The sequence below is a fragment of the Segatella oulorum F0390 genome (genome assembly GCF_000224615.1).
In the GTDB taxonomy this organism is placed as follows: domain Bacteria; phylum Bacteroidota; class Bacteroidia; order Bacteroidales; family Bacteroidaceae; genus Prevotella; species Prevotella oulorum.
In genome coordinates this window covers 898,155-912,985 of the sequence record NZ_JH114215.1, presented here as the reverse complement: position 1 = coordinate 912,985, position 14,831 = coordinate 898,155, and the positions used below count along the sequence as shown (strand labels likewise).

General features: G+C 45.3%; 8 protein-coding genes. All 8 read right to left on the bottom strand.

Going from position 1 to position 14,831, the window contains the following annotated elements; genetic code table 11:
* Nucleotides 1-2 precede the first annotated feature (2 nt).
* Nucleotides 3-848: a BadF/BadG/BcrA/BcrD ATPase family protein gene (locus tag HMPREF9431_RS03890; RefSeq protein ID WP_004379821.1), complete on the bottom strand. Its 846-nt coding sequence runs from the start codon at nt 846-848 to the stop codon at nt 3-5.
* Nucleotides 845-1,996: an acyltransferase family protein gene (locus HMPREF9431_RS03885; protein WP_004379820.1), complete on the bottom strand. Its 1,152-nt coding sequence runs from the start codon at nt 1,994-1,996 to the stop codon at nt 845-847. The genes HMPREF9431_RS03890 and HMPREF9431_RS03885 overlap by 4 nt, the downstream gene beginning before the upstream one ends.
* Nucleotides 1,997-2,001: 5 nt before the next feature.
* Nucleotides 2,002-3,225: an exo-beta-N-acetylmuramidase NamZ family protein gene (locus HMPREF9431_RS03880; RefSeq protein ID WP_004379819.1), complete on the bottom strand. Its 1,224-nt coding sequence runs from the start codon at nt 3,223-3,225 to the stop codon at nt 2,002-2,004.
* The gene (locus tag HMPREF9431_RS03875; protein ID WP_040560810.1) at nt 3,226-4,566 is read right to left on the bottom strand and encodes an MFS transporter; all 1,341 of its coding nucleotides are present in this window, start codon (nt 4,564-4,566) and stop codon (nt 3,226-3,228) included.
* Nucleotides 4,567-4,655: 89 nt separating this feature from the next.
* Nucleotides 4,656-6,140, bottom strand: coding sequence for a glycosyltransferase family 2 protein (locus HMPREF9431_RS03870; RefSeq protein ID WP_004379817.1), 1,485 nt, complete (start codon nt 6,138-6,140; stop codon nt 4,656-4,658).
* Between the two features lie 246 nt (nt 6,141-6,386).
* Nucleotides 6,387-9,452 (bottom strand): golvesin C-terminal-like domain-containing protein, encoded by a 3,066-nt coding sequence (locus HMPREF9431_RS03865; RefSeq protein WP_040560805.1) that lies wholly within the window; start codon nt 9,450-9,452, stop codon nt 6,387-6,389.
* A 99-nt stretch (nt 9,453-9,551) separates the two neighbouring features.
* On the bottom strand, nt 9,552-11,273 hold the full coding sequence (locus HMPREF9431_RS03860; RefSeq protein ID WP_004379814.1) for a RagB/SusD family nutrient uptake outer membrane protein: 1,722 nt from the start codon (nt 11,271-11,273) through the stop codon (nt 9,552-9,554).
* A gap of 24 nt (nt 11,274-11,297) precedes the next feature.
* Nucleotides 11,298-14,666 (bottom strand): SusC/RagA family TonB-linked outer membrane protein, encoded by a 3,369-nt coding sequence (locus HMPREF9431_RS03855; RefSeq protein WP_004379813.1) that lies wholly within the window; start codon nt 14,664-14,666, stop codon nt 11,298-11,300.
* Nucleotides 14,667-14,831 lie beyond the last annotated feature (165 nt).

Genomic DNA, 14,831 nt, shown 5'->3' with positions numbered 1-14,831 from the left:
GATTACTCATTTGTTGTGTGGTATGCAATAAGTCCTTCCATCGGCGCTTGGATAATCTTGCCCATCGTCATCTGCTCCGCTTGCAAAGCCTTTGTCAATGGTGCTTGGAAATAGTGTGCAATAGAGCCAACAAAACCAATAGGCAGTTGTTCCCAGCCCGCATATTGTTTGACATTCCGCACTAAGAAACGACGGAAATTGCTTTCTACTAAATCGAAGACAGCTTGGTTGTCGAGGTGTTTTGACAAGAAAGGCACGAAACTTGCTAAGAAGCGGTTGGGAAATTTCTGACGATATACGCGGTCAATAAATTCGGCATTGGTCAGCGAGTATTCGGTATGGAATGCATCGATGATGTCTTGTGGCAATTGGTTTTTAAGCACATCACCTACTAATGTTCTGCCCAAGACGGCACCGCTCCCTTCATCTCCTAAAATAAAGCCGAGCGGAGAAACGTTGGCTACAATGTCTTTTCCGTCGTATGCACACGAGTTACTGCCTGTACCTAAGATGCAGGCAATGCCTGGATGATGGCCACATAAGCCACGTGCAGCAGCCAACATGTCTGTCGACACTTCGCAAACACCAGTAATGTTGAGTTGTTGGTGTAGTGCATCAGCCACGATGGGACTCTTTTCTTTGGTGCAACCCGCTCCATAAAAGTACATTTCTTCAAGATTCTTCGTGGGCAGATATGGCAGTAAATTCGTTGCCAATTCATTTGCAATCTCCTCCGTTGTTTGGAAGAAAGGGTTTGTTCCGGCTGTTTTTACGGTAGCCACTACCTTACCATGATCCACCAAGCACCAATCGGTTTTGGTCGATCCACTATCAGCTAATAATATCATAGTTTAATAAATATATGTTTCTTATAAAGATAATAACCGCAAATCCAAGTGAAAGCCACAAACAGCAATGCCCATACCAAAGCGGCATTCTGTGTGCCTATGCAGGGTTGCATCACGTCCGTAAAGAGCCATCCCTGCAGGGTTACACCACGAATGGAGGCGATGGAAAGAGGAATGAGCAACAAGTCGGCCCACACATAGAGTGCCAAAGGATTGACACCAAACACTCTAAAGAAGCTAATAGCGTGGCTCTTGACACCTTGTTTGTCAATCACCCAGCTCAACAGGGCTAAAGTTGTTGAGGCCAATCCACAAGTGACAAGTGCAAAAGTGGGTGTCCAAAGTTTTTTACTGATGGGGCAACCATAACTCAATAAAAAGCCCAAGATGGTGAGCACTGCACCATAGATGAAGAGCTTTTCAATCTTATCATTGAGCGAAGTTGCTGACATCACAACGCGTCCCACGCAAAATCCAATCAGCACATGGCCTAAAGCGGGCAATGAACTCAATAGTCCTTCGGGGTCAGGAATATCCCATTTGTAGAGATGTTGACGACCTAAGATGGCCTCGTCTATCACATTACAGATGTTGGATGCATCGTGTGCAAAACCATTTCCTAAACATAACACCGCAAAATAACCGATAAAAACAGCTGCAATCAGCCATGGAATGAATCGGTGCTTGACACTGAGTGCCACGACGGAGGCAAACACATAGCAGAATGCTAAACGCGGGAATACACCCACCAAGCGGATATGGTCAAAGACATTGGCTGCTGCAAATACATGGGAGAAGAATGGAAGTGCAGCGTAATCTTCATTAAACAGGCCACGACAAAACATCATCAGCCAGCTAATGGCAATACCAATGACATAGAGAAGCATGCCGCGTTTGATGATTTTCTTTGCGCAAGGCCATGACCATTCGAAATCATATTTGCGTAAGGAGAGATAGGTTGTGATGCCCATGATAAACATAAAGAATGGAAAAACCAAATCGGTTGGTGTCAATCCAAACCATTCAGCATGTTCCAAAGGCGTGTAGACAGGCTGTCCACCCGGATTATTTACTAAAATCATCCCTGCGATAGTGATACCTCTTAGAATATCAACCGCCTCAATTCGACTTGTTTTTTGTGTAGCCATTTGTTTTATTTATAAAGGTAATATTTCTTAGAAAGTTTCTTGAATGCCTCCACATCTTTTGTCCAATAAGGCTGAACATCGCTCCATTGATGATGCTTTAAGAATAATTCTCTAATCTTTTTGGAGCCGCAAACCTTGTTAAACATATCGGTTCGATTGCCCGATTCGTTCAAAATATCATGAGAAGGATTCAACTTATAAAGTTCTTGCAGCACATAAAACTGCACGTCGCAGAGCTGCGCACGCGTGTAATCTGTGATGTAAACCTGTACGCCCTGCACTTGTTGACCTTTGAATTTGCTGTAAAACGGCGCATAGTATATCGGTCGGAAACAATAGCCCGGCAGATGGAGTGCATTCATTCGCGTGGTTAATGCATCGGCATCCATCCATGGTGCGCCAAATACTTGGAACGGAAGCGTATAACCGACACCAATATTTAAGCTGTCTAACTCGCCCACGATGCCTGATATCGCATAGAAAGGAGCAATCTCTGCTTGTGGAATGTGTGGTGAGGCTGCGACCCATTTTAATTTTGTAGCAGCATAGTTCATTTTCCTTTTCCAGCCTTTCATTTTCACAACTTCAAGCGAACAGGGATTTCCTAACATGTGCTCGCCATTCAAGAGTAGTGCCAACTCACCCACAGTGAGCCCATAGATGTAAGGAATTTTAAATGCACTTACAAATGAAATACAGTCATCATCCGTAACATTTCCTTCAACCTTCAATCCTCCTAAGGGATTGGGACGATCTAAAACAACTACTTGTATATTGTGCTTCGCTGCAGCTTTCATGATGTTTCCTAAGGTGCTGATATAGGTAAACGAGCGGCAACCAATATCTTGAATGTCGTAAACCAGCACGTCAATATCTTTCAGCATCTCATCAGATGGTTCGCGATTTGCACCATATAGTGAATAGATGGGCAAGCCCGTTTGTGCATCTTTGCCATTCCCTACATGGTCTCCTGCGTGTGCATTGCCGCGAACGCCATGTTCGGGACCAAATAATGCCACTAATTTGACGTTCTTAGCAGCATGCAGAATGTCTACGGTTGAGCGCAGTGCGTCGTCTACACCTGTGGGGTTGGTGACTAACCCCACACGTTTTCCGTCTAAAATCTTGAAGTTTTGTTGTTTTAAAACTTCTAAGCCTGTTTTCACTTTCGCGTTTAAGAAACCGGTCAAGCAAAGGCCTATTGTAAGGAAGAAGATAAATTTTTTCATCTAAACTTTCTCCACTGTTTTCCGACCATAGTTTGCATTGATTTCTTTTCTCACTACAATGGTCACAGCAACTGTGGCAACACAGCAAACCATTACCATCCAAAAGAAACCTTCATAGCCCAACCATTCTTGCAGATAGCCAGCAAACATGCCTGGAATCATCATGCTTAAAGCCATGAAGGCCGTGCAGATGGCGTAATGAGCCGTTGTAAATTCGCCTTCAGAAAAATACATCATGTAGAGCATGTAAGCCGTAAAGCCAAAGCCATAGCCAAATTGTTCGATGGCGACACAGGTACTGATTATCACTACATTTGTGGGATGAAACATGCTCATATAAACGAAGGTGGCACAAGGAAGGGTCATAAAAAGCGCCATGGGCCATAATGCTTTCTTCAACCCCCAGCGTGAAGATGCCACACCACCAATGATGCCTCCCAATGTAAGGAAGAACACACCGATGGTTCCATAGATAACACCTACTTCGTCAGTTGCTAAAGCCAAACCACCTTTGGGCTGCGAATCAAGTAAAAAAGGATTAACCATTTTGAGCAAAAAGGCCTCAGGAAGGCGATAAAGCAGCATGAAAACGATGGCCAAAAGCACGCCGGGTTTGCGTATGAACGTCACAAAGGTACGTGCAAACTCTTTCCAAATAGCTTGTGCTTGCTGCTGTTGACGCTCCTCTATATGACGTATCCCGTCGGCTTTTGGCTTTGGAAGAACAAACGTGTGGTAAAGGCTTACAAGGGTGAAAATCACGGATGTAATAGCCATAGTGAGTGTCCACGAGAACGGGATATTATGGGAAGTACGCTCAATGTAGCCAGCAATATAGACCAAAACACCTTGCCCGAAGATAGAGGAAAGGCGATAGAAGGTACTTCTGATGCCCACAAAGAAACTTTGTTGTTGCTGATCGAGTGCCAGCATGTAAAAGCCATCGGCTGCAATATCGTGCGTAGCCGAAGCAAAGGCCGTTACAATGAACAAGATTAATGTGAACGTGAAGAGCGAGATGGGTGTTGTCTGTGATGCAATGGTTGCAGCATCAGGGTGTGGAATGCTCAGCGTGGTGAGGATAAAGGTCACACTCATGAGGATTTGCATGGATAGAATCCACCAGCGTTTTGTTTTTAAAATGTCTACAAAGGGGCTCCATAGCGGTTTGATTGCCCATGGAAGATAGAGCAAACTGGTGAAAAGTGCCATTGCGCCATTGGGTACTCCCATCTTTGTAAACATAGTTACCGAAATGTTATTAACGATAAAATAGGGTATTCCTTCTGCAAAATAAAGCGTAGGAATCCACATCCAAGGTGAGGGTTGGTTCGTTTTCATGCGACTTTGTTCATGAGAAGGTGGATGGGGTGTAGCAAAAGAAAGCATTGCTGTGCGACGCTTCCTTTCGCCATGTCCACTCGTCTCTTTTATGCTTCTTTATTCATTTTCAAGCGAGCCAATAGCTCCCAAGTGCGAATGCGATCTTTATAAGTGTTGTTCCGATTTTCTTTTTCAATGCTCAGTGCGGCATCAGAGTTGTCATCCCAACGTCTGCAACAATACAAAACGTCATAAATTCGACCTATCTGATAGTAACGAGAGATGGCCAAACCTAATGCATAGTCTTCTCCATAGTTGACATTGGGGAGTTTCACTTCGCGCAGAATGGGGGTGAAGAAAGCCCGTGGCGCACCTAAACCATTGATGCGGAGCGCATTGTTTCGACCATTTTCAGGAGTCCATTCTCTATGATCTATCTTGCCGGGAGGAAGCATGTTCTTGTGAATATCGGTCAACATGTAGCTGCCTATCACCATAGCGCATTGTTGCTCATAGAAAGCATCGACAAACTTTTGCAAAGTGTGTTCGTCGCTATACACGTCGTCGCTGTCTAATTGCACAATAAACCGGCCACATTGAGGATGGTGTGCAGCCATATTCCAGCTGTTACCAACACCAATATCGCGTCGGTTGGGGATGATATGAATCACTCTTTCGTCATTCTTGTATTCATCAATAAGTTCTGTAGTTCCATCGGTTGAATGATAATCGGGGCCATTTTCAACGATAAAAACATTAAACTTGAAGTTCGTTTTTTGACTTAAAGCACTTTCGATAGCATCACGGATGGTGCGAATTCTGTTGCGCACAGGAATCATGATAGAAGCTTCGACATCGAATGGTTCGGCTTTTAAATCAACCGATTTGAAAGTGGGTTTAAGATAGGCTCCAATCGCTTTGAGGTGCTCTGTAGCTGCAGCTTCCATCTCAATCTGCGATGCCCGGTTACGCGGATCAACATAATCGAAGAGCTTCTCGCCTGTTTTTCGGTTGTCGAGCTCCACCTCGCTGTAGAGGAATTCATTGATATGTTCGAATCTTTCGTTGATGGATAATTTTAATCTTAGGTCATAAAAACCTGCAGCTTGGTAGGATTGTGTCATGTGGGCAGCCGCCTTTTTCAGTGCGTCAGTGCGGAAAAGGAGCACAGAACCAAAATCAAAATCATCGCGCAAGCTGCCTTGTTGGTAATCAATCACAGGCGCTTCACTGCGTACACCCTCAGCAGAAATGTTATAATGGTCGGCGTAAACCATACCAGCTCCTGTGCATTCGGCAATGCGTAGCATACGTTCCAAGGCATAAAGACCCATTTCCATGTATTGCTCTTTCAGGTAGACGAGCGTGTAAGGGGCTGTTGCTGTGGCAGCAATCTGACGCATTGTTTCACTGCTTTTCAGTGTGTCGATGGTCAACGTATCATCAACTCCAGCTACATTCTCAGCTTTTGTTTGTAAAACGACGATTCGATTTACATGGTCATCACTTTGTAAACTGGCCAATGTTTTATTCAGCGCATCGGTAGATGCCATAGGAATAAAACAATCTACAATTTGTTTTTTGTTCTGCATATCAATTTTTTATTTTTGTTTTTTATTTCGTTTTTATTTAAATTTTCTATTGTTTTCAACGCCATAGGTAAAGGAGTTGTAACGTTTTTGCAGTCTATTCTGTAGGAAAAAGCATAGAGATTGCGGCGTAATGTGGTGCAAATCGCAATGCAATGTGGTACAGATTGTTGCATCATTTGGTATTGATTTCAACTGCATGATTGATAGACGCTTTACGTTTCTGCATACAAATGTAACACAAAGATTTTAAAAAGTAGCTGGTTGAAGCAGATAATTTAAAATCATTTGCATCAATTTTGTTCGGTGAGGTGTCTCCATAATCGTTTCAAAGGGAATGGCTAAGACTATCGAACGCCAATGGTCGGTTGCATTTCCACCAAAGACTATCCCTGCACTTTTATTGTTTTCGGGGTAGCGAAAGGCGGTATAAGCGCATGGATCGGCAGGTTCTATGGCATCAGGAGACTCAACTGCATACACTGAAGAGTTGGGTGTTGCAGCATAAGTCAATGTCAAAGTGTCGGCCGATAGGGGGGATGTTACAGTTGCAAACTTACCTGTTACGGCAGCTTTATCGTTGCGCCATTGATATTTTAAGATATTCTTTGCGAAAGCAAGGTCCTCCTTTTGAGCTGTGGAGAGTGGGTTACACCAAAGGTCTGTGCCGAGATAAGCACCTGAAACAAATAGGTTTCCACCAGCTTTGCAATAGCTTGCAATGGCTTGTTGCAGTGCGTATGGGAAAGTTTTGAAATGGAGATCTCGTTGCGGTTGCATGCGTCCTAACTTGCTTTGTTTATTTTTTCCAACGATGATGTCAATCGCAGCATATTGCTGTGTGTCGAGCATTCCTCGTTGAACTGCCGCATCTCGTCCTGCTGAGACGAAGCTGTAGCCCGCTCTTAAGATGGCATCACCATGCAAACGTGGGTAATCAAAGGTGTTACCAGCAATGGCTATGCGCTCGAAATTGGCTTGACTGTCGCCAAAACCAGAGGCATCATCGTCTGTCCATGGGATGGAACGACGGAACTCTTTTTGCTTGCCTACGAATGAAATCTGTTGTAGATAAGGCACACCATTATCGCTTTCGGCTAAGAAACCAGCCCATTCGTCGTCACTACTGCAAAAGTCATCGGGTGCACTAATGCGGTCAAAGGCATTTACAATCAGAATGGGTTTCGTGTTTGAATGTGAAGCAATACCCACACTTAATATTTCGGAGGGGAAGCTGATACCACCATCATTCAAGGCACAAACTTTAAAACTGACGATGCTGTCTGTTGGAATTTCGGTTACGAAACTGTTTTTGTGTACCACCGTTCCATTGTCAAAACCACCCTCGCCCATTCGCTTATACACCACATAGCGTTGTGCTGTGGCAGTAGGTTCTAAAGTGTCGGGGGTTGCTTCCCATTGTAACAATACACGATGATTTTTCAAAAGTTGCGCAGAGAAATGCTGTATGGGTAGCGGTTGTACCACATAGTTATAGCCATAGGAATCGCTTAAAAAGCGCAAGATGCCTTTATAGATGGCGCGACTGACTGCAAACTGAAAGCGAGGATCGTGTCCATAACGCATGTCTGCGAAGTTCTCATGCGATAAAAGTTCAAGCAACATTGCGGGAACGCGTGGAGTCCAAGCCTCGAAATAGCGTTGATCCCACATCCCACGTCGACTCCATTTGGGTTCGAAACAGGTGCGGATGTCGTGGACAATAGAAGACTGTACGAGGTCGCAAAGGTCTCTATTAGCCTGTCGACTGCTGCCATCGGCAAAGTGTCCGTTATAGGTCTGGGTATCATAGATGCCTAAAGTGCCGATGATGGAGTCGCCATAAACGGTTCCTGCATCGCTATGGAAAGCAAAAGAAAGGTCAATGGGAATGTTTAGCCCTTTGCCTTCGGGCCATGCTTTTGTGCCTGCAGCAAGATAATTCACCCACTGCCCGCGTGATTTATAGTCGTCTCTATAGTCATCTAAACCATGGGAAGGAGAGTAAATGCTATCGGGAACACCTGCCCATTGCATGGAATAGCGTGCTGCTTCTAAATATCTTGGGTAGCCACTTACTTGGTAGGGATAGACCATTGCGGGTTGATAGGCATTTCGAGGCTTACGTCCAATCTGTCGATCAATCTTTCCATCATAGGCGATGCTGTCGCCATTGGTTGTGCGTGCGATGTTGCCTTGCCCACCACCTAAGCGGAGTGCATCGGCCGTGATGACGCTATTGTTTTGTTTAGAATAGTTGGTGAGCACAACTTTCGCCGTCTTTCCTTGTTGGAAAGGGAAGGTACCGAGATAAATCCATGTACCACCTCCCATGCTTTGGTTTACTGATAAGGTGGTTGTACCGCCACTATGATGGATGGTATAATGGGCATCTGTGGCACTGTTGGGTAATGACTGGTAGGCCACATAAACGGCATAATCGCGCGATTGCGGAATGTTTGGACGCCAGCAGATGCTACTTACCTCCTTTTTATTGCGTGTTGTGGTGGCAACACGATAGGTTCCTTCATGAAAAGGGTTTTCGAAATCGTGGTATTGTGGACGCAGATAGGCAAAGCCTGGTGCTTTTCCTGTGGTCCAAGGCTGTGCACCTGTTGTCTCAGTGTAATCTTTCTGTGCTACGCCTCCGTCATTATCAACGATAACTTCGAAAGGGTTTACATCACGTTCGCGTGGGGTGAGGACGTAGGCTCCGGCATTTTCGAGCATCGGAATGAGATAAGGCAGCACGTATTGTTGGGTATATTTGTCTTCAACGGTTTGCAACATACGTGCCCGTTGCCATTGCCATCGGTTGCGCCCAGCTTCGAAATAAAGTCCATGGCTTTGCCACATTGCGATGTTTTTGCCTTCAAGTCCGTGTGCAATAGCGTATGGACGATTTTGATTTTTCACCAATGGAACCGTAGGATTGTAGGTGAAAACCGTGGGCTTATCAGCTTTCTTGCGATAAATTCGGGGTATTAAATCATAGATATTTTGTTGTCCGGCCATCACAGATACTGCACGGTGCTGAAGAGAATCGGGCAAGATGGCTTTGACTTTCTGCAGGATTTCGTCACATTTTGCAGGGGTAAACGAAACATAGGAGAAGTCACTTGTGACATAAATATGCAGCGATTGAGCATCGTTGTGGATGGAATCAATGTGTAAGGGACGCATACTGATGCCTGAAATGTACTGATTGAGTATTTTTTCGAGGGCAGTTTGCTGATTATTTGAAAGCGATTGAGCCGAACTCTCCGCTGAAAAAAGGAATGCGAAAAGCAAGGAAAGTGTTGCTATTTTTGTCATTACACGAATAAAAAAACTATCGCAGCCTGCAGCAAACAGGCTGCGATAGTAAATAAACGAAATTAAATAGGAGTTCAATTGAATAGAAATCGGAGGGGATTACCAACCTATATTTTGCTTCATACCTGGATTCTGATTCAGTGTTAAATCATTCGATGGAATGGGGTATGAGTAATATTTAGGCAGGAAAGTGCGTGTGGCAGTTGTCCCAACCAGGTAATTGCCATCGACGGTCAAGCCAGTTTGGTCAGCAACACCACTCACATTGGCACCTCGATTGATATTGGGATGGACATTGCTATCTAATTTATCGAGTTGATGCCAGCGCAATAAGTCCCAATAACGATAGTCTAAGTCGCACATCAGTTCGCATCTTCGTGTGCGACGAATCTCCCAAATGAGGTTGCTTACACCCATATTGTTGGCTGGGTCGGCAGCAGGTGTCAGCGTCAATGCCGGTAATTCCGCTCTCGTTTGTAAGAGGTTCACAGTGTTATCGAGATCGGTTTGGGTGATGGTACCCAATTCTGCCTTTGCCTCAGCCTCGTTTAACAGAACAACAGCATACCAAAACAGTGGTATATCAGTGTAATTGGTATTGGTGTTTGTGCGATAATACAACTCCAACTGTGGGTTATCGTATTTATATATAGTATATCCCGTTGATGAAGTCATCTCTGCTGGGAGCGGACCATCAGGTGAAGGTTCGTTACGAATCCAACCATGATTTTTGAAACAGATGATGGGATCAATGAGTAAACTCAAACGCTTATCTTTATTTTGCAGCAGATGGGCGATGGAGTAATGACCTTGTGCATCACGCTGTGCTTTATCGTTTGTGTTTAAAGTTGTTGTTGCAAGTGGACGACCATCTTTGAAAAGGAAGGCATCGATAGCATCTTTCGTGATGCCACGCTGCGTGGTCGAGCTGCTGGTGAAGTCGCAAAGACCGTGCATTTTGACATCCTTTTCATAGTTGTTGTAGAAAATAACTTCGTCATTTGAAGACAGATCCAAAGAATTGTAAATGGTGTAGATTTTACCTTTTGCATCGGGTGTCCATACGTTAAGTGTGAATTTTCCGGATGTTCTCAAGCTTTCGGATGCATCAACACAAGCTTGGAGATAGCGATTGGCACGCGTCAAGTCGGGTGCTTTGCCATTCTCTGCCAAGGTTCTGTACTTGCAAAAAGTTCCTTCATACAGGCAAACATCACTCTTCATAGCCTCGGCAAATTCTTTGCCCCATTCCGTTTTGTCGGATGTGTTGCTTGGAAGGTTGGCAATAGCAAAGTTCAAATCTTCCAGAACCTTATCCATTACAAGGTCACGATCGGTGCGTGGCCCATAGACTTCTTCGCTTTCCAATTTGTCAATAACGTGGTCTTCCCACTGTACATCGCCATACATCTGCACCAATTGGTAGTATTCCCAAGCGCGATTCAAGCGTCCGATAGCTTCGTATCGGGCTTTTGTTGCATTGGGAAGTGTTGAAATTTTCAAGCCATCAAGCATGTAATTGATTTGGCGTATATTCGTAAACATACCCGACCAAACGCCTGATTTGTTGGGAACAGTGGTGTACGTCCAGTTGTCAAATGACGGATTAACCTGGTCATCATTTAAGCTATTGAAGTAGAAACTGCTGGCAGAACCATAGAAGCCATAGAATGCGTTGCTATAGCCTTCTACCTGATTTTCATTACTCCAAAACGCTTTGTTATTTAAGAACGTATCGCGTGGATCCTTATCTAATAAGTCGTCACAGCCAGCTAACAATAATGATGCAGCTGCAAGGACACAGAATATTTTTGTTTTCATATTCGTTTCGTATTAAAGTTGTTATTAAAGCGTTACTTGCAGACCTATTGCCCAAGAGCGAGTGATAGGCAAAGTGCGTCCCCAACCGCCATATTTCACTCCGTCGCCGGTATTGATTTCTGGGTCGAGTGGTAAATTACCATTGCCTTTGTGCAGTAGGAACAAGTTGTTGGCACTCACGTAAAGGCGGAGGCTTTCAACGTAAGCTTTTCGTGTGATCTGCTTAGGAAGTGTGTAGCCCAAGGTTACATTCTTCAAACGAAGATAAGACATGTTGACCAAATATTTGCTTTGTGGATAGTAGTTGTGACTGCCTCCGCCATCAGCAAGCGCCGGAACATTACCTTTGTCTTCATTGCCTGGCCACAGACAGGGATAGTCATTGCTTTCGCTGATATTGACGATTCCATGGTCAGGATCATAGACATTGTACTTGGTTTGGTTGGCATAGAGTGCTAAATCGGGATTTCTCATCAATGGGAAGTTGAATGCCGATATATTCCAAACAGACCGTTTGCCTACGCCTTGGAAGAACAAATCAAGGTCAAAGCCTTTGTAATTACCACCGATGTGGAAGCTATATTCATATCTTGGCAAGCAGTTGCCAATGACTTTCAAATCGCCATGGTCTTCCAATGTGCCCTTTCCACCATCGATTTTACCATCACCATTGAGATCTTTAAACTTAATATCGCCAGGACCATATACGAAGTTACCTGTTTGGATGCCTTTTTGATCGGCAATACCTGGCTTGTAATTCCAACTTCCGTCGGGGTTTTTGCTGGTGAAATCATCGGGGGTGAAATAACGATCGGTCTCAAACCCCCAAATGTCGCCCCATGTTTCGCCTTCGTAAGCATAGGAAACGTCGTTGGTGTGTCCGATAATCCTCTTGGAATTGTTCCATTTCTTCACTTTTACTTTCGAATCGCCGATGCTGAAGTTGGCATACAATCCGAAGTCTTTCTTGAATTGTTTGCGCCATGATAAGGTTAATTCCCAACCACGAGAACGTAGTTCGCCCGCATTCGTGTAAGGTGCGTTGGCACCCACTGCCGAAGGAATGGCATTGCCGGGAGCTAACATATCTTTAGTTAATCGTTCGAAGATTTCTGCGGTCAGCGTGAATTGGTTATCTAAGAAACCGAGGTCGAGACCAAGGTTCTTGGTTTGAATGCGTTCCCAAGTGAGCGATGGATTTACCCATGTTGGCCTGGTGAACATATTGCGCTTTCCACCTTTTTTGTCGAGCCACATGAAGCCTGAAGATGATACGTTATAGGCCGCTGTTGTGGAGAGGAACATATTGCTGCCCACAGCCTCATTGCCAATTTCACCATAAGAGAAGCGCAGTTTACCGTTTGAAACCATATTTTTCAGATTCTTCCAATAGGGCTCTTCTGTGAAGCGATACCCCAAAGAGAAGCTGGGGAAGAAAGCCCAACGATCGCCGGCGCGGAACTTACTCGAGCCATCGTAACGTCCGTTGAGTTCCAACAGATAAATGCCTTTATAATCATAGTTGATACGTCCGAAATAACCTGCCGACGAGTGGTCGTCCGTATAGCTATCAATGACGGCATCTTTCATCTCGCCATAAGCTAAATTCAGTTCGGGGAAAGCCTCGTCATAGAGCTTCTTGCGCATTGCCGAGAAGTAGTCGCTGGTGAAGTTCTCGCCGTTTACACCCACCATTACATTCAGGTTGTGGGTGTCGTTAAAGCTGTGGGCATAGTTCATATAGGCATTTGCCACCCAGCTGTTCGATTTGCTGTTCGAGCGTGTAGCGTTGGCGTTGGACGGAGTTACGATGTATCCGGGCGCAGTTCCAGCCCAGTTCATGCCATAAACACTATGGTCGGATGTCTTGTTGTTGAAATTATCAATCTGATAAGTATAATCAACATTCAAGGTTAAATCCTTCGTGATGTTCGCTTTCAAGAAGGCATTCATGCGCAGCGCATCGTGTGTTCCTATTCTGCGTGAGGCCTGCTTTTGCAAGGCAATCATGCGGTTATCATATTGGGTTCCGTCGGCTGCCTGGAAGATGCCAGAAGGAACGAAATACGATCCCCAACGCCAGATATACTGATAGATGTTGGTCCAAGGATCAGCGGCGCTGAAGTGGCGACGCGTATAGTTGAAGCGGATTCCCGCTTTGAGCCAGTCGGTGAGGTCGGTTTGCAGATTGAGCACGGCATTATAGCGGGTGCGTTCGCCGGGGTTGAACTTCATGATGTCTCTCTTCGCGTCGTAACCCAGCGAAGTGTAGAACGTCGTGCGACCCGATGATCCCGAGATGCTCACATCGTGCGTCTGTGCCGGAGCCGCATTGTCATACCATATTTTGCGAATGTCATAGTTGGCATAGTAGAGCGGAGTTCCATGGTCGAAATAATAGTCGCCCACATTGTCCATGCTTTGATAGGGCTGCATCAGCGAGTAACCCTTCTTGCCGCCGTGCTGTCTCTCCCAGGCTTCGGCATAAGGCAGCAGCTTATCGAAATACATACCAAACAGTTCGGGCGTTGTTTCGCCAGCACGTTTCTTACCGATGAGACCTGCACGCAGTTGTTCGGGAACGCTAGGATAGTCGGGTAGCACGGTAGCTTGGTCCCATGAAAACTGTCCATTGTATTTCACAGAGATGCGGTCGCCTTTCTTGGCTTGCTTCGTATTGATGAGGATAACACCGAAGGCGGCGCGTGCACCGTAGATGGCTGATGACGATGCATCTTTCAATACAGAGATTGATTCGATGTCGTTGCCGCTAATCATCGACAAATCGTCGGTGGGCATACCGTCGACCACAATCAGCGGAGCCGATTTCTGGCCGTTGGAGAGGGTGCCTAAACCGCGGATAGAAATAGATGGATTACCTTCCAAACTACCGTTGTTGCTCAAGATGGTGAGGCCAGGGATGGCTCCCTGCAATGCTTTGGCCACATCCTGTTCGGGACGACTGCCGAGCGTCTTATCCACATCGACACTTGCTACGGCACCGGTGAGGTTTACCTTTTTCTGCTGACCGTAGCCCACAACCACTACCTCATCTAACAAGGCGTTATCGGGCACGAGCTTCACATTCATGCTACTTTTTGCATGCAGCTCGACCGTTTGATAGCCGAGGAACGAGATTTTGAGTTTGGCAGAGCCATCCACTTTGAGTTGGAAGGCGCCCTTACTGTCGGAGATTGTTCCGCGCGTCGTTCCAAGCTCAATGATACTTGCGCCCACGATGGGGGCACCATTTTCATCAACAACAGTTCCTTTCACCAAGATGCTGGCAGGATGTTCGGCAACCATTAGCGGGCGTTGCGCTGCAAAGGAAAGGTTGGTTCCTGCGCAACACGACAGCCAAATAGCTCCGAAGAGTACAATGCGTTGTTTCATAAGTGTTGTTTTTTGTTATTATAAGATAATGTTTTCGGCATCGCTGAGAAGTTGTGGTAGGCAACGTCATCGTTGATACCTTTGTTAATAGGATTCTAATCTCGGAAGTTTAATGGACAACAAATTTCTAAAAAAAAGAGGAGATATGCAAACAAATACTACCTC